Source organism: Klebsiella sp. 1SOBk5mer (assembly GCF_046603115.1).
GTDB classification, from domain to species: domain Bacteria; phylum Pseudomonadota; class Gammaproteobacteria; order Enterobacterales; family Enterobacteriaceae; genus Klebsiella; species Klebsiella quasipneumoniae.
Genome location: NZ_JBKIUU010000006.1, coordinates 258,750 through 280,810 on the forward strand (window position 1 = coordinate 258,750; position 22,061 = coordinate 280,810).

At 53.9% G+C, this 22,061-nt stretch carries 12 protein-coding genes; 8 read left to right on the forward strand and 4 right to left on the reverse strand.

What is annotated here, in order from left to right; genetic code table 11:
- Nucleotides 1–199: 199 nt before the first annotated feature.
- The gene (gene sulA, locus ACLH1U_RS15725; protein ID WP_023289052.1) at nucleotides 200–709 is read right to left on the reverse strand and encodes an SOS-induced cell division inhibitor SulA; all 510 of its coding nucleotides are present in this window, start codon (nucleotides 707–709) and stop codon (nucleotides 200–202) included.
- Between the two features lie 25 nt (nucleotides 710–734).
- Here sulA and ACLH1U_RS15730 point away from each other — a divergent pair, with 25 nt between their 5' ends.
- On the forward strand, nucleotides 735–1,040 hold the full coding sequence (locus tag ACLH1U_RS15730) for a hypothetical protein (protein WP_158238131.1): 306 nt from the start codon (nucleotides 735–737) through the stop codon (nucleotides 1,038–1,040).
- Between the two features lie 17 nt (nucleotides 1,041–1,057).
- The gene (locus tag ACLH1U_RS15735) at nucleotides 1,058–1,654 is read left to right on the forward strand and encodes a TfoX/Sxy family DNA transformation protein (RefSeq protein ID WP_023289053.1); all 597 of its coding nucleotides are present in this window, start codon (nucleotides 1,058–1,060) and stop codon (nucleotides 1,652–1,654) included.
- A 10-nt stretch (nucleotides 1,655–1,664) separates the two neighbouring features.
- On the opposite strand, the gene yccS is transcribed toward ACLH1U_RS15735, so the two are convergent.
- Together yccS and ACLH1U_RS15745 are read right to left on the reverse strand one after the other, a co-directional pair.
- Entirely contained in the window at nucleotides 1,665–3,800 is a 2,136-nt protein-coding gene (gene yccS, locus ACLH1U_RS15740; RefSeq protein ID WP_023289054.1) for a YccS family putative transporter, read from the reverse strand.
- 17 nt (nucleotides 3,801–3,817) lie between these two features.
- The gene (locus ACLH1U_RS15745; RefSeq protein WP_004201437.1) at nucleotides 3,818–4,264 is read right to left on the reverse strand and encodes a YccF domain-containing protein; all 447 of its coding nucleotides are present in this window, start codon (nucleotides 4,262–4,264) and stop codon (nucleotides 3,818–3,820) included.
- A 124-nt stretch (nucleotides 4,265–4,388) separates the two neighbouring features.
- On the opposite strand from ACLH1U_RS15745, the gene helD reads away from it, so the two are divergent.
- A complete protein-coding gene (gene helD / locus ACLH1U_RS15750; RefSeq protein ID WP_236947937.1) occupies nucleotides 4,389–6,443 on the forward strand; it encodes a DNA helicase IV in 2,055 nt (684 codons plus the stop codon).
- Between the two features lie 11 nt (nucleotides 6,444–6,454).
- Here the strand turns inward: helD and mgsA are convergent, their stop codons facing one another.
- Nucleotides 6,455–6,913, reverse strand: a complete 459-nt coding sequence (mgsA, locus tag ACLH1U_RS15755) for a methylglyoxal synthase (protein ID WP_004201439.1) — start codon at nucleotides 6,911–6,913, stop codon at nucleotides 6,455–6,457.
- A gap of 154 nt (nucleotides 6,914–7,067) precedes the next feature.
- Here mgsA and ACLH1U_RS15760 point away from each other — a divergent pair, with 154 nt between their 5' ends.
- From ACLH1U_RS15760 to ACLH1U_RS15780, 5 genes are all read left to right on the forward strand, one after another.
- Nucleotides 7,068–7,481 (forward strand): CoA-binding protein, encoded by a 414-nt coding sequence (locus ACLH1U_RS15760; RefSeq protein WP_117132600.1) that lies wholly within the window; start codon nucleotides 7,068–7,070, stop codon nucleotides 7,479–7,481.
- Between the two features lie 612 nt (nucleotides 7,482–8,093).
- Nucleotides 8,094–17,054: a BapA/Bap/LapF family prefix-like domain-containing protein gene (locus ACLH1U_RS15765; protein WP_411299331.1), complete on the forward strand. Its 8,961-nt coding sequence runs from the start codon at nucleotides 8,094–8,096 to the stop codon at nucleotides 17,052–17,054.
- Nucleotides 17,055–17,221: 167 nt separating this feature from the next.
- Nucleotides 17,222–18,658, forward strand: a complete 1,437-nt coding sequence (locus tag ACLH1U_RS15770; protein ID WP_044522009.1) for a TolC family outer membrane protein — start codon at nucleotides 17,222–17,224, stop codon at nucleotides 18,656–18,658.
- The gene (locus ACLH1U_RS15775; protein ID WP_102003796.1) at nucleotides 18,655–20,802 is read left to right on the forward strand and encodes a type I secretion system permease/ATPase; all 2,148 of its coding nucleotides are present in this window, start codon (nucleotides 18,655–18,657) and stop codon (nucleotides 20,800–20,802) included. Before ACLH1U_RS15770 ends, ACLH1U_RS15775 begins: the two co-directional genes overlap by 4 nt.
- The gene (locus tag ACLH1U_RS15780; protein WP_064154780.1) at nucleotides 20,799–22,019 is read left to right on the forward strand and encodes an HlyD family type I secretion periplasmic adaptor subunit; all 1,221 of its coding nucleotides are present in this window, start codon (nucleotides 20,799–20,801) and stop codon (nucleotides 22,017–22,019) included. Before ACLH1U_RS15775 ends, ACLH1U_RS15780 begins: the two co-directional genes overlap by 4 nt.
- Nucleotides 22,020–22,061: the final 42 nt, after the last annotated feature.

The window sequence follows — 22,061 nt, forward strand, 5'->3', positions numbered from 1 at the left end:
CGAAACTTACAAGTGTGAACTCTGTCAGGCATATGAAAAAAAAGGGTTGTGTACACAATATTTAACAAATATGGTTGATTTTCGTACACGAAAAAAAGGCACAAATGCCCGTGTGGCAGGCATTCCGCGAAAAAGACCTTAAAAAACGCTGTGCCATTACTACCGGTAAAAAAAATTCCAGGAATAATCCTAATTTCACTCAATGATACAAATTTGAGTGAATTTTTAGCCCGCTGAGTTGTCTGCCGAGCGTGCCCTGATTTCGGACCGGGCGCATGATGAATCCCATCGCGCAGCCTTCCTGGGCTGCATGCACCAGACGCTCATGTTCGTCAGCGGTTAACTCCTCCGCCAGCCAGCAGATAACCACACTATAGTTACCGGTACGCAGGGCGCGGATCATCGAGTCTAAAGTGTGACTGGGGGAGAGCTGGCTAATTTGCATGACCTTAGACAGCGGCAGACCGGCGGACTGAACCCACTCGCGGCTAAGCTTTTGTTGCGGCGTAAGCCACAGCTGCCAGCGAGACTGTTGACCCAACTGCTGTAATAAAGGTAGCAACAACAACTGTGTCATCATGGGTTGATCTTCACGATAGACAATTTCACTGATCAGCCCATTGGCGGCCTGTTCGCCAGAACGATGAGCGTAGTGGGCTGCCGGAGCAGAGGCCTGTGCTGAACGGTTTGCATGAGCTGAAGTAAACATAGTCTATCCCGCCTGTAGTTACTGTATGCATATACAGTATATCCGCCAGGGGAAAAGATCAACCGCAATTTGTCATTTTGCTGGTGGAAATTTAATCGCTTTCAGCCATCCTGACGGTACAGGTTTGCGGCTACTCGCAACACCATCCTTAACACCGGCTAATCCTTTTTCTCCTGTCTGCCAGTTGCAGCAACAGCTGCAATTTTCTGAAAGCGTCTCGCAAAACCGCATTCTGGTGGAAAAGCAGGCAAAAATCATCTTGCTGCTGTCAGGGAAGTCCCTTATGTTTTCCCTTAGCGGATCCGTTAACAACTTAAGTTTAATTACATGATTCACAAAGGAATGATCATGAGAAAACTCGTATGTCCGCGGCTCCCGCAATTTCAGGCCTGCGTCTCTCCGCTGGGCCAACTTCACTCTCGCCCCCTGTTTGGCGGCTACAGCCTGGCTATCGAAGATACCGTGTTTGCGATGGTGGCAGAGGGGAATATTTATCTAAAGGCCTGCGAGCAGAGCGCTGCCTATCGGGTAGAACACCATAATCCTTTATTGATGCTGCGCCGACACGGGCGCATCGTGCCGCTAAAGTATTATCAAATCGACGATGCCTTGTGGCGCGATGAGAAACAGCTTTTCCGCTTGTCGCTGATGTCGTGGCAGAGCGCCCAGCGTGAAAAATATCGCCGCCGGTCGTCGGGACGCCTGAAGGATTTACCCAATATCAGTTTTCATATGGAGTTGCAGCTGATTCACTCGGGCATTCCAGACGTGTTAGCACTACGGGAGGTGGGCGCCCGCCAGGCCTGGCTAAAGCTGCGCGAGAACAATGCTTCCCTATCGCACAACGTCTTGCTGGCGCTGGAGGGGGCTATCGTTGGCGTTCATGCCGCCGCGCTCCCGACGCCACGGCGTCAGGAGCTTCTGGAATGGGCGTCTGCGCGCTAATGGACAACGGTTATTCCGTTTGAGCGTGTACCCGCTGCTGCAGGCGGCAGATTTCAGGCAACAGCGCCAGCAGCAGGCCAATCTGCTGTAGCACCAGGGGCTCTTTACTGTCCGCGCGAGGCTCCAGATGGTGGATCCGGCTTTGCAGGCTGGTCAACGCCTTCTGCACCCGCTGTTCATCCGCTGGGGTATGATGCAGGGCATCATCCACATAGCAGACCGCATCATCGAGCAGGGCGAGGATGTCCGGCGTGGACAGTTTTTCCCGATGCGCGCCGAGAGCGGAAATGTAGCTGGTGAAGGTATGATTGAGACACAGCAGGCGAAAGGCGGTCTCGCGCTGGGCGGCATCCGCCCGTGGTTCCGTCGACAAGTTCGAGACGACGGAAGCCAGCTCAGCATCGCGGTTGTAGGCGTCACGGCGTGCGACACGGTAGGCCAGCCGGTTGTCGCGGCCCTGGTGGTACTGCTCCAGGATGGCATCCAGATAACGGCAGTTCGCGTTTAGCGCCCGGTCCAGCGCCCGCGGCAGGTTGCGGAATTTCCAGTCCGGCCAGATGAAGCTGACCGCCGCCCAGGCGATGGCGCAGCCGATCAGCGTATCAATGATGCGCGGCAGCGCGACTTCAAAACCTTCGCCAAGCAGGTTAAAGCACAGCAGCACCAGCAGCGTAATAAACATGGTGGCATGGGCGTACTGCACGTTACGAAAGGCGAAGAACAGCACGCCGGTGAGGACGATCAGCAGCAGCTGCCCTTCAACCGACGGTACCAGCAGGAGGACCGGCAGGCCGATCGCCACCCCGACCAGCGTGCCGATGATCCGCAACGCCAGACGATGGCGGGTGGCGTTATAGTTCGGCTGACAGACGAACAAACTGGTCAGCAGGATCCAGTAGCCGTGCTGAAGACCGGTAAACTGGATGAAGGCATAGCCGGCGCAGAGCACCAGCGACATACGCACCGCGTGGCGAAAGAGGGCTGACTCTGGCGACATATTGCGCTGCAGGCGCAGCCAGATATCGTTCAGTCCGCCGAGCCTGTCGTCGGCCAGCAGCGTCTCTGTATTACTCCCGGCGGGCGCGGTGGTTTGCACCGATTCAATCGTGGCCAGCTGAGCATCAATGGCGCGCAGGTTATTGAGTAAATAGCCAAGGGCGTTGAGCTGCTCATCGGATGCGCCGCTGGCGCGTACGCGCTCAAGTGCCGCATCGAGATGCATAAACGCCCGTTCGAAATGGGCATCATGCTGATAGGGTTCGCGCAGCAGAATCGCCCGCGAGAGTTTCTGGCAGGCCTGCGCCTGCATCGAAAGCATGCGCTGGAAACGGAACATCACATCGCTGTAGCGGAACTGGTCGCGCAGGGTCTGGTACTGAATATGCGATGAGCTGGCGCGTTCATGAATATCCTGGGCCACAAAGTAATACTGCAGCGTACGACGAGTACCACGCTGTCCCCGGTCGCCTCGTAGTCGGGTCAACAGTGATACCTTGGTTTGGTTAAGGGTCGCCACCAGTTGGCCGTTGGCGAGGGCCAGATCGTACAGCGGCGCCTGGCTCTCATCCTCAAGGTCTGGATCAAACAGCCGGGATTTGAGCTCCAGATAGCGGGCCAGTTGCTCATAGCTACGCGCCAGGTTGTCCTGCAGTGGACGAATTGGAAAAATCAGATGGCCGGACAACGTCAGCAGGTTGTACCACACGGCTCCTGCCAGCAGGAACAACGGCTGCAGATACCAGTGATCGTACAGCGTGACGCCGAGCATGGTGTAGATGGCGATAAGCAGGGCGCCGAAGGCAATGGTCGCATAGCGCTGTCCTAGGCCGCCAAGCAAAATAAAGCCGATGGTAGACACGGTCAGACCAAGGGCAAACAGCGGCGGCCACGGAAACAGCAGCTCCACGGAGGCGGAGGCGATAAAAAAGCAAACCAGAGTAATGGCGAGGTTGCGCAGACGGCCCGCCAGACGGTCATCAAGGTCGGTCAGCGCCGCGGCCACGACGCCGAGGGTGAGGGGGATGGTCAGTTTGACTTCGCCGATCCACCAGGGAAACAGCGTCGTGCCGCAGAGCGCAATAAAAATGCGTACGTTATAAAGCCAGGCGCTGTTCCAGGTGTAGCGGCGTAGCAGGGGGCTAATCATGTCCGTGTTCCGTTCGGTTACTGAAAGCGACGACGCGCATTGGCTTCGCGTGCGGCGCGCGCGGTTTCCACAGAGACGACCCGGCGACCCACCGGCCAGAGGGCGATGGCGGCGATTTTAAAATTAGCGATCCCCACCGGGATACCAATGATAGTCAGGCATTGGGCGATGCCGCTGAAAATATGCATCAGGCACAACCACCAGCCGAAAAAAATGAACCACAGAATGTTCAGGATGGTGCCGCCGGCGTTCAGCAGGCTGTTTTGGCGACCTGGCTCGAGCTCATCAACATGAATCGCCTCGTTACCATAGGGAAATAACGAAAGGCGAGTGATTTCCCAGCAGGAACGAGTCAGCGGCAGCGTGACGATCAGCATAATGCTGACCAGGGTGGCGAGCAGCCAGCCTAAAGTGGTGGCGAAACCGCCAAGGATAAAGTTCAAAATATTCAGAATGGTACGCATAAAGCCTCGGTTTTGCCCTGTGGATAATAAGACCTGACAATTGTAACGTTTTTTTGCGCTGGAGCACCTGGTCCGGGACGGTTAAACTGAAAAACAATCCACCCTGATTGAAAATCGACATTATATGGAACTTAAAGCGACAACATTGGGCAAACGCATGGCTCAGCATCCTTATGACAGGGTGCAGTTACTGAATGCCGGGGTAAAGGTTTCCGGCGATCGTCATGAGTATCTTATCCCTTTCAATCAGTTATTGTCAGTGCATTGTAAGCGCGGTCTGGTCTGGGGCGAACTGGAGTTTGTGCTGCCGGACGATAAAGTCGTGCGTTTGCACGGTACCGAATGGAGCGAAACGCAGCGCTTTTATCACCATTTACACACGCTCTGGCAGCAGTGGAGCACGGAAATGAGCGATATCGCCGCCGGGGTGCTGAAGCAGCAGCTGACAGCCATCGAACGCACCCGGGCAGAAGGTAAGTGGCTGACGCGTCAGCAGGTGGCGGATGTTCAGGATAATATCCGCCATGCGTTAACCGGGCTGCCGATGCCCACTAGCCGGCTTGACGCCTTTGATAACTGCCGGGAGCTGTGGCGGGAATGTCAGCGCTGGTTAGGGGATATTGAAGCGGCGCGTCAGGCCCATAACCAGGCCTTTACCGAGGCGATGCTGGAACAGTATCGCGGCTTTTTTGACGGAGTGGAATCCTCCCCGCTCAATCCGTCGCAGGCGCGAGCGGTGGTGAACGGCGAGCACTCCCTGCTGGTGCTGGCGGGAGCGGGCAGTGGTAAAACCTCGGTGCTGGTGGCTCGAGCGGGCTGGCTGCTGGCGCGGGGAGAAGCGGCGGCAGAGCAAATTCTGCTGCTGGCATTTGGCCGCCAGGCGGCGCAGGAGATGGATGAGCGGATCCGCGAGCGTCTGGCATCAGACGATATTACCGCCCGCACCTTCCACTCGCTGGCGCTGCATATTATCCAGCAGGGCAGCAAAAAAGTGCCCACCATCAGTAAGCTGGAAAGCGATACTGCGGCCCGCCACGCATTGCTGCTGAAAAGCTGGCAAAAGCAGTGCCAGGAGAAAAAAGCGCAGGCGAAAGGCTGGCGCCTGTGGCTGGAAGAGGAGATGGGCTGGCAACTGCCGGAAGGGGACTTCTGGCAGGATAAAAAGGTGCAGCGGCGGATGGCCAGCCGGCTTGACCGCTGGGTCAGCCTGATGCGCATGCACGGCGGCTCCCAGGCAGAGATGATCGCCGGCGCGCCGGATGCGGTACGCGATCTGTTCAGTAAACGGGTGAAGCTGATGTCGCCCCTGCTGAAAGAGTGGAAGGCGGCGCTGAAGGCGGAGAATGCGGTCGATTTTTCCGGCCTGATCCATCAGGCGGTCAATATTCTCGATAAAGGCCGCTTCGTTAGCCCGTGGAAACACATTCTGGTGGATGAATTTCAGGATGTTTCGCCGCAGCGAGCCTCGCTGCTGGCCGCGTTACGCCGGCAAAATAGCCAAACCACGCTCTTTGCCGTTGGCGATGACTGGCAGGCGATTTACCGGTTCAGCGGGGCGCAGCTCTCCCTGACCACCGCGTTCAACCACTACTTTGGCGAAGGGGACTGCTGTGCGCTGGATACCACCTATCGCTTTAACGGGCGTATCGGCGAAATAGCCAATGGTTTTATCCAGCAGAATCCGCATCAGTTAAGCAAACCGCTGAACAGCCTGACCGCGGGAGATAAAAAGGCCGTCACTCTGTTAGCCGACGATAAGCTGGACGATCTTCTGGATAAATTGAGCGGTTACGTTAAGCCCGAGCAGCGAATCCTTCTGCTTGCCCGCTACCATCATCTGAAGCCCGAGGCGCTTGATAAAGCGGTGACGCGCTGGCCGCACCTCCAGCTTGATTTTATGACTATTCACGCCAGCAAAGGTCAGCAGGCCGACTATGTCATTGTGCTGGGACTGCAGGAGGGAGTGGATGCGTTTCCGGCTCCAGCGCGCGAGTCGATCATAGAGGAGGCGCTCCTGCCGCAACCGGAAGATTTTCCGGATGCGGAGGAACGTCGACTGCTGTACGTGGCCATAACCCGTGCCCGTCACCGGGTGTGGCTGTTATTTAACAAGGCGCAACCGTCGCCGTTTGTCGAGATCCTGCAGGCGCTGGATGTGCCTGTGGCCAGAAAGCCGTGATCGCGGTTCGATTATTTCAGGCGCTCGGCAAGATATCGCGGATAATCCGGGATCAGAATATCGAGCGGTTGAGCGAAGTGCGGCGACTGGATAATAAAGTCAGCGGTGGAGACGTTAGTGGCGACCGGAATGTTCCAGACTGTGGCCAGACGCAGCAAGGCTTTGACATCCGGGTCGTGGGGAACGGCGTTCAGCGGATCCCAGAAGAAGATCAGCACGTCGATTTTCCCTTCTGAAATGAGGGCACCCACCTGCTGGTCGCCGCCCATCGGGCCGCTCAGCATGGCATTGACCTCCAGCCCGGTAGCCCGGGAGACCAGGTTGCCGGTAGTGCCGGTGGCGTACAAAACATGTTGTGCCAGCAGCGCCTGATGGCGAGCAACCCATTTCATCAGCATATCTTTACAGTGATCGTGAGCCACCAGCGCGATATGTTTTTGCGCAGGCAGGGTACGTGTTGTCAGTTCCATATTTTCATTCCGCATTTTGACCTGCTGACAGATTACTGAATGTGGCTGTCGCTGCAAGCATCAGGGATGAAAATTTTGCTGAATCTGCGGGTTAGCCTGGATGGCCCCCTGCTGCGGATTAGCATACACTTAGGTGAAATAGCAGGAGGAAACCATGAAAGAGAACGATATTGCCGAAATCCTGACCTCGACACGGACGATTGCGCTGGTCGGCGCCAGCGACAAACCTGACCGTCCTAGCTACCGGGTCATGAAGTATCTGCTGGATCAGGGGTATTACGTTATCCCGGTTTCGCCGAAGGTGGCAGGCAAGACGCTGTTGGGGCAACAGGGCTATGGAACGCTTGCCGATGTTCCGGAAAAGGTCGACATGGTTGATGTCTTCCGTAATTCAGAAGCGGCATGGGGCGTGGCGCAGGAGGCGATTGCTATCGGCGCGAAAACGCTGTGGCTGCAGCTGGGGGTGATCAATGAACAGGCCGCGGTGCTGGCCCGAGAAGCCGGGTTAAACGTGGTGATGGATCGTTGTCCGGCAATTGAGCTACCGCGACTGGGGCTGGCTAAGTAAAAATAACCCGCATTAGCGGGTTTTTTTATCCTCTCTAATAAATAAAATTCGCATTATTTATGTTTTCTTAGCGAAACGTTTCGTTGTTCATTTGAAAATTTATAGAGTGGAAATAACCTTGTGGAACATAATGCCTTTATTAATCACAGATGGCCATGCTAATTATGTGGAATAATAAAAAAACACTCAAACTCGAATTTTTTCATTTTTTTAAGGCATGTTTTAATTAAGGTTATTAATACGGTAATTATTTTAATTATTAAAAAAAGGAGGTGATTTGAATATTGCAATTCCGTGACAAAGGTCTCATTTTTTGAGGTGGGCGATGAAAAAAAACGATAGAAAGATATGACGAAGCCAGGAAGTATAATTTTTTTTTGCCAAACGAGTTCTTAATGAAATGAAAACCTGGCATGAAAAATAAAAGAGTATAGAAGTGTGGTTTTCTGTTTTATTGTCTTATTTATCAATCAGTTGTTTTGTTTCAATGTATTTCAGTTTTGTTTCTTAACATCCTTGCGGCCCCGTGGTTTCTGGTATATCTAATAAGATGCATAAGTAAGAATTATCTCAAAACCTCTGACTGCGTCTTCATCCCAAGGGTGCGTCCTGATGAAAAATATAAATATCACAGCAAAAGACACAGGTGTGAAATACACCATCGATGGTAATCAAGTTAACTTGAACACGCAGTCAGTTGTCGTGTTGCATATTAAGCGAGAGGACATCAGTTCGTTCTCGAGGCAAGGTAATGATCTTGTTCTGAAGATAAACGATGGCAGTACGCTTACGCTGAAAAACTTTTTTGTTAATGATGCCAGTGGGCATCATAGCGATTTAGTTTTACAGGATGACGATAGTGGGGCTCTGTGGTGGCTTGAAGGGGCAGGAACCAGCGATGCCCATTATTCTCTCATCAGCGATATTTCAGGATTACTAGTTGCTGGCAGTTCTGGTGGTAGCATTGCTCCATGGGTAATGGCTGGGGCGGCACTGCTGGGGGTGGGCGCGATGATTGCGGGATCATCTGATAAAGATCACTCATCTCATTCTAACATTGATGATACAGACTCCGATGCTGATAGTGATTCGGATTCTGACTCAGACAGCGATACTGACCCTGGCGGCAGCGAAAGTGATGCCGATGCGGATTCTGACAGCGATGCGGATTCTGACAGCGATTCGGATTCTGACAGCGACTCTGATTCCGACAGTGACTCCGACAGCGATTCGGATTCTGACAGTGACTCCGACAGTGACTCCGACAGCGATTCGGATTCTGACAGTGACTCGGATTCTGACAGCGATTCGGATTCTGACAGTGACTCGGATTCTGACAGCGATTCTGACTCTGACAGTGACTCGGATTCCGACAGCGACTCTGACTCCGACAGCGACTCCGACTCAGATTCCGACAGTGATTCTGACTCGGATAGCGATTCTGACTCCGACAGCGACTCCGATTCTGACTCCGACTCTGACTCCGACAGCGATGCGGACTCGGACAGCGACTCCGATTCAGACAGTGACTCGGATACCGACAGCGACTCCGATTCAGACAGTGACTCTGACTCCGACAGCGACTCGGATTCTGACTCCGACTCCGATTCGGACAGCGATTCAGATTCCGACAGTGACTCGGATTCCGACAGCGATTCTGACTCTGACAGCGACTCGGACTCAGACAGTGACTCCGACTCCGACAGCGATGCGGATTCGGACAGCGACTCGGACTCTGACAGTGACTCTGATTCCGACAGCGACTCCGACTCTGACAGCGACTCGGATTCCGACAGTGACTCGGATTCTGACAGCGACTCCGACTCCGACTCTGACAGCGACTCGGACTCTGACAGTGACTCTGATTCCGACAGCGACTCCGACTCTGACAGTGACTCGGATTCTGACAGTGATTCGGATTCTGACAGCGACTCGGACTCTGACAGCGATTCGGATTCTGACAGTGACTCCGATTCAGACAGTGACTCTGACTCCGACAGCGACTCCGATTCAGACAGTGACTCTGACTCCGACAGCGACTCTGATTCCGACAGTGACTCGGATTCCGACAGCGACTCCGACTCTGACAGTGACTCCGATTCTGACAGCGACTCGGATTCTGACTCCGACTCTGACTCCGACAGCGATTCGGATTCTGACAGTGACTCCGACTCTGACAGTGACTCCGACTCTGACAGTGACTCTGACTCTGACAGCGACTCCGACTCGGATAGCGATTCCGACTCTGACAGCGACTCGGATTCCGACTCTGACAGTGACTCGGACTCTGACAGCGATGCGGACTCCGACAGCGACTCCGACTCTGACAGTGACTCGGATTCTGACAGCGACTCGGATTCTGACAGCGATTCAGATTCCGACAGTGACTCGGACTCGGACAGCGACTCGGATTCTGACAGCGACTCCGATTCCGACAGTGATTCGGACTCCGACAGCGACTCCGATTCTGACAGCGATTCGGATTCCGACAGTGACTCGGATTCTGACAGCGACTCGGACTCGGACAGTGACTCCGACTCGGATAGCGATTCCGACTCTGACAGCGACTCGGATTCCGACAGCGACTCGGACTCTGACAGTGACTCGGATTCCGACAGCGACTCCGACTCCGACAGCGACTCGGACTCTGACAGTGACTCGGATTCCGACAGCGACTCCGACTCCGACAGCGACTCTGATTCTGACAGTGATTCTGATTCAGACAGCGACTCGGACTCTGACTCCGACAGTGATTCTGACTCGGATAGCGATTCGGATTCCGACAGCGATGCGGACTCGGACAGCGACTCGGATTCCGACAGTGACTCTGACTCCGACAGCGACTCCGATTCTGACAGTGACTCCGATTCTGACAGCGATTCGGATTCTGACAGTGACTCGGACTCCGACAGCGACTCGGACTCTGACAGCGATTCGGATTCTGACAGCGATTCCGATTCAGACAGCGATTCAGATTCCGACAGTGACTCGGACTCTGACAGCGATTCGGACTCGGACAGCGACTCGGATTCCGACTCCGACTCCGATTCTGACTCCGACAGCGACTCGGACTCTGACAGCGACTCGGATTCGGATTCGGACTCCGACTCGGACTCTGACTCCGACTCGGATTCCGACAGCGACTCGGATTCAGACAGTGACTCGGATTCTGACAGCGATGCGGACTCCGACAGCGATTCGGACTCTGACAGCGATTCGGACTCTGACAGCGATTCAGATTCCGACAGCGATTCGGACTCGGACAGTGATTCCGACTCTGATAGTGATTCGGATTCTGACAGTGACTCCGATTCGGACAGCGACTCGGATTCCGACAGCGATGCGGATTCTGACAGTGACTCTGACTCCGACAGCGACTCGGACTCCGACAGCGACTCCGACTCGGATAGCGATTCCGACTCTGACAGTGACTCCGACTCTGACAGTGACTCGGATTCTGACAGCGACTCGGACTCTGACAGTGACTCCGATTCGGACAGCGATGCGGACTCTGACAGTGACTCCGACTCGGATAGCGATTCGGACTCGGACAGCGACTCGGATTCCGACTCCGACTCCGATTCTGACTCCGACAGCGACTCGGACTCTGACAGCGACTCCGACTCTGACAGCGACTCCGACTCTGACAGTGACTCCGACTCTGACAGTGACTCGGATTCTGACAGTGACTCGGATTCGGACAGCGACTCGGACTCTGACAGTGACTCCGACTCTGACAGCGATTCAGATTCTGACAGCGATTCGGACTCTGACAGCGACTCGGATTCTGACAGTGACTCCGATTCTGACAGCGACTCGGATTCCGATTCCGACTCTGACAGTGACTCGGATTCCGACAGCGACTCGGACTCTGACAGTGATTCGGACTCGGATAGTGACTCTGACTCCGACAGCGATTCCGACTCTGACAGCGACTCGGATTCAGACAGTGACTCGGACTCCGACAGCGACTCCGACTCCGACAGCGACTCGGATTCTGACAGCGATGCGGATTCTGACAGTGACTCCGACTCCGACAGCGATTCGGATTCTGACAGTGACTCGGACTCCGACTCGGATTCCGATTCTGACAGCGATTCCGATTCTGACAGTGACTCGGATTCCGACAGTGACTCGGACTCTGACAGCGATTCCGACTCTGACAGTGACTCGGATTCTGACTCCGACAGCGATTCAGACTCTGACAGCGATGCGGATTCAGACAGCGACTCCGATTCTGACTCCGACTCGGATTCTGACTCTGACAGCGACTCCGATTCTGACAGCGACTCGGATTCCGACAGCGATTCGGATTCCGACAGCGATTCGGACTCTGACAGCGACTCGGATTCCGACAGCGATTCAGACTCCGACAGCGATGCTGATTCAGACAGCGACTCGGATTCCGACAGCGATTCAGACTCCGACAGCGATGCGGATTCAGACAGCGACTCGGATTCTGACTCCGACTCTGACTCCGACAGCGATTCGGATTCTGACAGTGACTCTGACTCCGACAGCGACTCGGACTCCGACAGCGACTCCGACTCGGATTCCGACAGCGATTCAGACTCCGACAGCGATTCGGATTCAGACAGTGACTCGGACTCCGACAGCGACTCGGACTCCGACAGCGACTCCGACTCGGATAGCGATTCCGACTCTGACAGTGACTCGGACTCCGACAGCGACTCCGACTCGGATAGCGATTCCGACTCTGACAGTGACTCGGATTCCGACAGCGACTCGGACTCCGACAGCGACTCCGATTCAGACAGCGACTCTGACTCTGACAGCGACTCCGATTCAGATAGTGACTCTGACTCCGACAGCGATTCGGATTCCGACAGCGACTCCGATTCTGACTCTGACAGTGACTCGGATTCTGACAGCGATTCGGATTCTGACAGTGATTCTGACTCCGACTCCGACAGTGACTCCGATTCAGATAGTGACTCGGATTCCGACAGTGACTCGGATTCCGACAGCGATTCAGACTCGGACAGCGACTCGGATTCTGACAGCGACTCTGACTCCGACAGCGATGCGGACTCGGATAGCGATTCTGACTCCGACTCCGACTCCGACTCCGACTCCGACTCTGACAGCGACTCCGATTCTGACAGCGACTCCGACTCTGACAGCGACTCGGATTCTGACAGTGACTCGGATTCTGACAGCGATTCGGATTCTGACAGTGACTCGGACTCCGACAGCGACTCCGATTCGGATACCGAACCGCAGGCAAATGATGATACCCATACGGCGGCTATCGATACCGTAGAGGGCAATCTTAACAACGTGACCGGAACCGCAAGCCAGCTGCTCGGTGTCTCCTTACTCAATACGGTGGATGTCTCCCTGCTGGCGGCAAACTCAACGAAGTTCTCGGTTAGTGAAGGAACCACTGAGGACGTGACGATAGCTGTTACCGGTTCAACGTTGCTGAGTCTGCAGTCGGTACTGGCACTGGTGGGACAACTGGTGGGAGGTGCTTCATCTATCACCGCCGATCTGTCGATAGTGAATACCGACACCGGTGAGGTGGTGCAGATTATTCCAGATGCCGTGAGCCTGACGCCATCTCTGGCGCTGCTCAATCTGGTTTACTCCGGCAGCGCGACCTTCAGCGACCTGCCGGCAGGGAACTACGCGGTGGTGGTTTCTTCACCACAGGCTTCCGGCGCGCTGGCCGCAGTGGTTGATGAACTGGCTTCAGCCAATCTGCTGTCGGTGGCGCAAGCGACGATCACAGACTCTACGCAGTACACCTCGACGGCAATTGCCGGCAATGTGCTGACTGCAGATGCAGGCGGTGATGTCGCAGACACCGGGGATGGCATTACGGTAAGCAAAATCGCCTCCAGCGTGCAGACCACGCCGCTTGATGTGACGTCTGAAGGCGTTGTGATCAACGGTCTTTACGGCCAGCTGACGATCCATGCGGACGGCAGCTATACCTATAAGGCGACTGGCGATGCGGACGCAGTTGGCCAGGCTGATGTCTTTACCTACACGATAGTGGATGAGAATGGTGATATGGCGACGGCCACGCTGACAATTAATATTGTGGCAGGAAGCGATACCGGTGAGTCAGATGCTGATGCGGACAGTGACTCCGACTCCGACAGCGACTCGGATTCCGACAGCGATTCAGACTCTGACAGCGACTCCGATTCTGACAGCGACTCGGATTCCGACAGCGACTCGGATTCCGACAGCGACTCGGATTCGGACAGCGACTCGGATTCCGACAGCGACTCGGATTCGGACAGCGACTCGGATTCGGACAGCGACTCGGATTCCGACAGCGACTCGGATTCCGACAGCGACTCGGATTCGGACAGCGACTCGGATTCGGACAGCGACTCGGATTCGGACAGCGACTCCGACTCTGACAGCGACTCGGATTCCGACAGTGACTCGGACTCTGACAGCGATTCGGATTCTGACAGCGACTCGGACTCTGACAGTGACTCGGATTCTGACAGCGATTCCGACTCTGACAGCGATTCCGACTCTGACAGTGACTCGGATTCTGACAGCGATTCCGACTCTGACAGCGATTCCGATTCAGACAGTGATTCGGATTCTGACAGTGACTCGGATTCTGACAGCGATTCGGACTCTGATAGCGACTCCGACTCCGACAGCGACTCGGATTCCGTTGAGGCAATACCTGATACTAATAGTTCTGAGATTATTCAGCAGTACGGCAACCTTAATGGCACTGAAGGCAATCTCTCGCAACTGGTTGGTGTCTCGCTGTTGAGCACGATTAATGTGTCGCTGTTGTCTGGCAGTAGTTTCCGCTTCAACGTGGATAACAACACAACAGAAGATATGACGGTTGATGTCAGTGGTGTTTCTCTGCTTTCAACAGCAGGACTGTTAACGTCGATAGTCAATCTGCTGGGGGCGGGAAATACGCTGACAGCCGATCTGTCGGTGATTGATATCGCTACGGGACGCGTTGTTGCTATCGACCCGGGGAGCGTGAGTATTAGCGCAACCTTGCTTGGTGGGTTGGTCTATAGCGGCACCGCTTCCTTTGAGAATCTGCCCGCTGGTAACTATGCGCTGGCGATATCCTCACCCAATTCTGATGGGGTGCTGGTGAGCCTGATCAACACGCTGGCAGGGGCAGGCGTTGCCACCTTCGTTGAGGCAACGGTAACAGACTCGCTCGGTTATAGCGGAAGTACCGTTACAGGCAACGTACTGGAGGGATCCGACAACGGCGATATGGCCGATAGCGGTACCGATCTTTCGGTAACGTCGGTAACGGCTACCACTGCCGCAGGCGAGACTGTCTCCGTGGATGGCGGCACCATATCGGTAACCGGTGCTTACGGTGTCCTGACTATTAACGCTGATGGCAGCTATAGCTATCAGGCATCAGGTAAGGCGGGGTCAGCAGGTAATGCAGATGTATTTACCTACACCATTACGGATGGTAATGGACTGCAATCCACCACGACCCTGACCATTAATATTGGTCAGGAGATCGAAACCGCCCAGGCCAATCCTGATACGCAGGCTTATTACGTCGGCAATGTCGAGGATAATCTTGATATTCAAGGGGGCAATGTCGTTCAGGTGGCGGGCCTGTCGTTACTGAATACCGTGAATGTCGCGCTTCCGACTAATGGCTTTAAGTTTACCGTGGCCGAGGGGACTGAACAGGATGTGACGTTAGGCGTTTCAGGGTCTACTGCCCTTAGCATCGCGCTTGGCGCTGTCACCCTGGATCTTATTCTGGTCAATACCGATACGAACCAGATTGTCGGGGTCATTAAGGATGGAATTACAGCAACGCCGACAGGTCTCCTTGGATTAAGCCTTGAGTATGCGGGGGGAGGAGAGTTCGAACGAATTGGCGCCGGTAACTATATGGTCGTTATTTCGTCACCCACCACAGGAGGGGTGATCGGCTCGATTCTGAATCTCAATTTGGGCACCAGTATTAGTATGGAGGTGACTGATTCGGCCAAATATGTGACGGGTAATGTTCTGCATACTGATAGCGATGGTGATGTCGGCGATACCGGAAACGGGATTACCGTAAGCAGCGTCCAGTTTGGTTCGCAGGTAGAAACCGTCACCCCTGAGGGCGTCACTATAAATGGCACCTGGGGAACGCTGTTCATCAAGGCGGACGGTAGTTATAGCTATCATGCCAATGGTACAACGGGCGCCGGTCAAAGCGATGTCTTCACCTATACGATAGAAGATGCGTTGGGTCAGACTTCATCGACTACGTTGACGATGAATATTGAATCGACACCGGCGGTGGCGATTGATGATATCGTTTCCCTGTCGGCGCCGACGGCAATGCAAGCGGCCACCTGGACGCAAAGCGTCAGTAATCTTGCGGTGACGAACGCTGCGGTACAGACTGGCGCGACCTCGGCGGTGAAAGTAACAAGCCAGAACTTTACCATCGCGGAAGGCCGGGAGGTGGATGGGGCGTCTATCACTCTCAACCTGAGTGGTAACCGAACCAGTGGCCTTTCACTACTGAATGGCGATCTTTCCGGAACGGTCACGTTAATCCATCATGTGACCGTTGGCGGAGTCACGACAGATGTCACGGTGTGGACGGGGCCTCTGGAGATGGCCCTCAACGGTACCCTCTTGAGCCCGGGGGCGGATTCGGCTACCGCGACGCTAAACCTGGTCAACGGCAGCAACCCGGTACAACTGGCGGCAGGTGATTATACGCTGAGTATTAGTCATACGATGCAGGCTGGCCCGGCGATGACCTACAGCCTGTCAGCGAGCGTGACAGGAACCGAGATCCATACCGATGCGCATCTGACGGTCGCGCAATCCGTGGCAGGCAATATCCTCGACGGTTCCGATGCGAATGGCACACCGGATACGCTTGGTTCGCTGCATAGCGGCTTTACGATAAGTGGCGAAAATAATCTGGGCGTCGTGACCAACTGGACCTTCCATTCGGATGGCACGGTAACTAACGATACGGGGACCAGCGCATCTAATGGAAATGCGGTGCTGTATGGTGAATATGGGATCCTGACCATTAATGGGGAAGGAGGTTACACCTATCAGTTGAACAATGGTGTCAATACCGACGCTATAACGGCTAAGGAGACGTTTACCTATACCCTTATCAGTAGTGATGGCGGCAGTTCGACGGCGAACCTGACCATCGATCTGCATCCGCAGATCGCCGGCAGCGTCAATGACGATAGCGTTCACAGTACCGCTTACGATGATACCTTCAGCATGGGAGTGGGAGCCGATACGCTGGTTTACAACCTGCTGGCGGATGACGACACAGGAGGCAATGGTAGCGATACCTGGAGCGATTTCTCAGTCGCGCAGGGAGACCATATCGATATTTCGGCGCTGCTGGTCGGCTGGAATGGTTCCAGCGATACGCTGGGTGACTATATTACTCTGAGTTATGTTGGCGGAAATACCGTGGTGTCTATTGATCGCGATGGTAACGGTGGAACCACTCATCAACCTGCGACGTTGATTACGCTACAGGGGGTCCATATCAATTCGCTCGATGAGCTGATTGATACCAACAATTCGAACTAAATATGTCGATGGGAATGGTGGCACAGGGATGTGCTGCCGTTATGGCGTTTACCAAAAAAAGGAGAAAGAAAAAACAAACCCGAGAACGACGGGCTATTGTTAAATAAAAGGAATGATGCGGAAAGAGTATATCCATATTTTCAGTGTGCTTTCTGAAAGGTAATTTTATGCGTCTATTTCAAAAAAAAGGGATGGTCAACGTTTACAGGTGCAGCACTATTTTCCTGTCAATAAGCATGGTATTAACGGTTGAGGCAGAGGAGCTCTCCTTTCCGCCCACCACTATCAGTACCCAGAGATTAAACGATAGTCAGCAGATTGCCGGATATAGCGAAGATCTTATCAATCCTGAAAGTCATCTGGCCGGTCCAGTGGATATTGCCACGGCGGTAAAATCAGCAGTCAACTGGCATCCAGCTATCACTCAACAGGTGAGTAAGCTCCAGGAGCAGGTGCAAAAAGTTGATGTAGCGAAAGCCAAATATTATCCGCAGGTCAATGCGGGTATGAATAATGGTTATAGTAATACCTACTCTGATTCAGGATATTCCCCTTCATTAGTGGTTTCTGTTTCGCAAATGCTGTACGACTTTGGCAAAGTCTCCAGCTCGGTCAGAGCGGCGGATGCCGCTGTTGCCCAACAGCAGGCGATGGTCATGCTTAATATCGATCAAGTGGCTCATGATACCGCGGGTGCAGTGGTACAGATGCAGGGTTATCAAAAGCTGGTGAAAATAGCTCAGGCCCAGGTGGATTCGTTAAAACATATTGGCGATCTTATTCGCCAGCGCAACGACGCCGGCGCAACATCGCTTTCAGATGTGGTGCAGACGGATACCCGCGTAGAGGGCGCGCAGGCAACGCTTATTCAATATCAGGCGGCGCTGGAGCGCTGGAAGGCAACGCTGGCGACTTATCTTGGTCTCGGGAGTATTACCTCCGTAACCGAAAGCGTACCGCAGGCGATGGATGCTGCCTGTGGCGTAAGTAAAATCGATTACCGAACCGTACCAGCGGTGCTCGCGGCTTTGGCGCAGGCTACGCAGGCGCAGGCGCAGTTAGATAATGCCACCGCGCAAATGTTGCCAACTATCTCGCTGGAACCTCAGGTAACGCATTACCTCAATGATAATTACGCCAACAGCGCGGTTTTAAATAAAACTCAGTATTCGGCATGGGTAAAAGTTGAAATGCCGATCTATCAGGGCGGGGCACTCACCGCTTCCCGCGAAGCGGCGCAGCAAACGTTATCTGCGGCTAATGCCGGGATCAGAAACGCGCAACTCGATGCCAGCCAGAAGTTAAGCGCCTCCCGCGACGAGGCGGTAAATCTGAAACAATCTATCGCCATCCAGCGCCGCCAGCAATTACTTGGCGAACAAACTCGCGCTCTGTATCAGGATCAATATTTACAGCTTGGCACGCGTCCGTTACTCGACCTGCTCAATGTCGATCAGGAAATTTATCAGGCGCAATTTAATCAGGTATTAACTGAAGCGCAACTGCGAAATCTGGAACTGGACTGTCTGTTCAGTACGGGGAAAATGCGCGCCGTTTTTGCTCTGGATAACCAAAGAATTCAGGGTGTGGAGATTCGACCATGAGCGAACAACACCAGCGCAGCGATATTCCCCATTTGCAGGATTGGGCTAACGCTATGGCTTTTGTCGCCAGCCATTATCGGCAAAGTTACTCGCCGGGTACGCTCCATGCCGCGGCGGAGTGGGCGACGCAAAAAACGCTGCCTGATGCGCTTAAACATCTCTGCCGCCATGCCGGATTGCATTGCCAGTTTCTGAATGGCAATGACCGGAAAATGTCGGCCTGGCGTCTGCCGCTTGTGGTACAGCTCAAAGATGGTCAGATTGGCATTATTGAAAGCTTCGATCTGCATAATTCCGTCGGGATCCGTTTTGTCAAAGAGCTGACTTTACTAAGCCACTGCCCGCTTGACGCCTTATTAGATGAGATTGAATTCACCGTAGCTTTTCGTCCGGCCTCGCCGGAGAAAGATATTAGAACTGAAAGCTATCTCTCTCGCTTTCAGCCAGACTGGCTGCGTAAAATCGTTTTAAAAGATTGGCGTCCCTATATGCATGTCATGCTGGCATCGCTGGCGATTAATATTTTGGCATTAGCCGGCATCCTGTTTTCTATGCAGGTATATGACCGGGTGATCCCTGCTCAATCTTATCCCACTTTATATGTCTTGTTCAGCGGTGTATTAATTGCCGCCCTGTTCAACTTCATGCTGAAAATTACCCGTGGACACGTCACGGATCTGTTAGGCAAACGTGGAGATATCCGTATCTCCGATCGCGTGTTTGGTCACGCATTGCGGCTGAAAAATACGGCGGTTCCACGCTCGACAGGCAGCTTTATTTCCCAAATTCGCGAGCTTGAACAGGTACGGGAAATGATGACCTCGACCATGATGACGGTCATTGCCGATTTGCCTTTTTTCCTGCTTTTCCAGCTTGTGTTATTTATCGTCTCGCCATGGCTGAGCTGGATTGCGCCTGTTGCGACTATTCTGATGCTATTACCGGGATTGGTACTGCAGAAAAAACTGGCCGAGCTGGCGAACAAAAATCAGCATGAAAGCATGCTACGCAACGCCATTTTAGTGGAAAGCATTCAGGGGTTGCCGGATATCAAAATGATGCAGGCAGAAAGCCGTTTCCTGCAGCAATGGAACAGCTATGTGGCAATTACTGCCGAATCGGGAGTGAAAACCCGCAAAGTTACTCATGGCCTGGTGAGCTGGGGCATGTCGATTCAGAACCTGTTGTATGCCACCGTCGTAGCGGTAGGGGCGCCACTGGTTATTAATGGCGACATCACGACTGGCGCCATGGTGGCGGCATCGATGCTGTCCAGCCGAATGGTTGCTCCGATGACGGCCCTCTGCGGCGTACTGGCTCGCTGGCAGCAGGTGAAAGTCGCGAAAGCAAGCCTGGATAATTTAATGGCGCTGCCGGTAGAGGGCGGGCTGGATGAACCGCGGGTCCACCGAGCGGTTCTGCACGGCAATTATGAATTCCGTAACGCCGAGTTTCGTTACGGCAAAGACAATGGTCCCGCACCGCTGCGAATTAAACAACTTTCTATTAAAGCCGGAGAAAAAATAGCCGTTCTTGGGCGCATAGGCGCCGGAAAATCGACGCTACTGCAGGCGATGATGGGCAATGTCGAGCTGGCGTCAGGCGAACTTCGGCTTGACGATCTTTCGCTGCCACAGATCGATCTTGCAGACATTCGCCGTAACGCCACGCTACTGACTCAGGAGGCGCGGCTGTTTCATGGAACATTAAGGGAGAATCTGACGCTGGGGCGGCCAATGGCGAGCGATGATGAACTGGTGAAAGTGCTTGAACTGTGTGGTGCGCTGGAGTTCGTCAACAAACTGCCTATGGGTCTTGAACATGTGGTGATGGAAGGGGGGCTCGGGCTCTCCGGCGGACAGCGGCAGTCCCTGTTGCTGGCGCGCTCGCTCATTCGCGACCCTAATATTATTTTGCTGGATGAACCCACCTCATTTTTTGATGAACGAACAGAAAAAGTGTTCGTCGAGCAACTGGCGTGCTGGGCAGGAGAGCGCACGTTAATCATCGCCACTCATAAAGCAGCAGTGCTCAATATCGTTGATCGTATTCTGGTTATTCAGGATGGTCAGTTAGCGCTGGATAAACCGAAGGCGACCGTATTTGAGCAGGAAAAAGCGCGCGCTCAGGTGGTGAACATATGAATAAACCCAGTACTGCAATTTTCCCGCGAGTACAGGAACCGGATCCGGTTGCCGCGATGGCTGATAACGAGCGTGATGAGGCTGAACTGGTTAATTCGCGACGCCTGATCGCTTTACTGGCACTGCTGTTGGTTGTCACAGGCGTATGGGCGTGGTTCGCGACGCTCGATGAAGTATCCACCGGAACCGGAAAAGTGATCCCCAGCTCGCGCGAGCAGGTGTTGCAAACGCTGGACGGCGGGATCTTAACTGAGTTGCACGTTCGCGAAGGCAGCCGGGTCGCCGCAGGTCAGGTGGTCGCACGATTGGATCCCACCCGCAGTGAATCCAATGTTGGCGAGAGTCAGGCTAAATATCGCGCGTCATTAGCCGCGAGCATTCGCCTGACCGCAGAGGTTAATAACCAACCGCTGATTTTTCCGCCATCGCTGAAGGCCTGGCCGGGGCTGCTGGCGGAAGAAACTCGCCTCTATCACAGCCGCAGGGAGCAATTAACGAAGTCTATGCGGCAACTGGAGCAGTCGTTGTCTCTGGTAAATAGCGAGCTGGCGATAAATGAAAAGCTGGCTAAGACCGGTGCGGCCAGTAATGTCGAAGTACTCCGTTTGCGTCAGCAGGCCGCCGATATTGAATTAAAGAAAATTGACCTTAACACTCGCTACTATGTTGATGCCCGCGAGCAGTTGTCGAAAGCTAACGCGGATGTCGCCAGCCTTGCCGAAGTGATTAAAGGCCGGGCAGATTCAGTGGCTCGGCTGACCGTGCGCTCGCCGGTGCAGGGGATCGTCAAAAATATCAAAGTGAATACCATCGGCGGCGTTATCGCGCCAAACGGTGAGCTGATGGATATTGTACCCATCGATGGTCGATTATTGATCGAAGCGCGTATTTCGCCGCGGGATATTGCATTTATTCATCCCGATCAGAAGGCACTGGTGAAAATTACCGCCTATGATTATGCCATCTATGGCGCCCTCAATGGTGTTGTCGAAACTATCTCTCCGGACACGATCCAGGATGAGGCAAAACCTGACGTCTACTACTATCGGGTATTTATCCGAACCGATCATAACTATCTGGAAAATAAACGCGGCAAGCGTTTTTTAATTGGCCCGGGGATGATCGCCACGGTTGATATTAAAACCGGTGAAAAGACCGTAATGGATTATCTGGTGAAACCATTTAACAGGGCGAAAGAAGCACTGAGAGAAAGGTAACACCCGCTAGCTGGCTGTATGTTTGGTGAAATTTTCAACGTA

Coding starts and splice junctions, on each gene's coding strand:
- sulA (WP_023289052.1), bottom strand. CDS start 709: ATGTTTACTTCAGCTCATGCAAACCGTTCAGCACAGGCCTCTGCTCCG.
- ACLH1U_RS15730 (WP_158238131.1), top strand. CDS start 735: ATGCATATACAGTATATCCGCCAGGGGAAAAGATCAACCGCAATTTGT.
- ACLH1U_RS15735 (WP_023289053.1), top strand. CDS start 1,058: ATGAGAAAACTCGTATGTCCGCGGCTCCCGCAATTTCAGGCCTGCGTC.
- yccS (WP_023289054.1), bottom strand. CDS start 3,800: ATGATTAGCCCCCTGCTACGCCGCTACACCTGGAACAGCGCCTGGCTT.
- ACLH1U_RS15745 (WP_004201437.1), bottom strand. CDS start 4,264: ATGCGTACCATTCTGAATATTTTGAACTTTATCCTTGGCGGTTTCGCC.
- helD (WP_236947937.1), top strand. CDS start 4,389: ATGGAACTTAAAGCGACAACATTGGGCAAACGCATGGCTCAGCATCCT.
- mgsA (WP_004201439.1), bottom strand. CDS start 6,913: ATGGAACTGACAACACGTACCCTGCCTGCGCAAAAACATATCGCGCTG.
- ACLH1U_RS15760 (WP_117132600.1), top strand. CDS start 7,068: ATGAAAGAGAACGATATTGCCGAAATCCTGACCTCGACACGGACGATT.
- ACLH1U_RS15765 (WP_411299331.1), top strand. CDS start 8,094: ATGAAAAATATAAATATCACAGCAAAAGACACAGGTGTGAAATACACC.
- ACLH1U_RS15770 (WP_044522009.1), top strand. CDS start 17,222: ATGCGTCTATTTCAAAAAAAAGGGATGGTCAACGTTTACAGGTGCAGC.
- ACLH1U_RS15775 (WP_102003796.1), top strand. CDS start 18,655: ATGAGCGAACAACACCAGCGCAGCGATATTCCCCATTTGCAGGATTGG.
- ACLH1U_RS15780 (WP_064154780.1), top strand. CDS start 20,799: ATGAATAAACCCAGTACTGCAATTTTCCCGCGAGTACAGGAACCGGAT.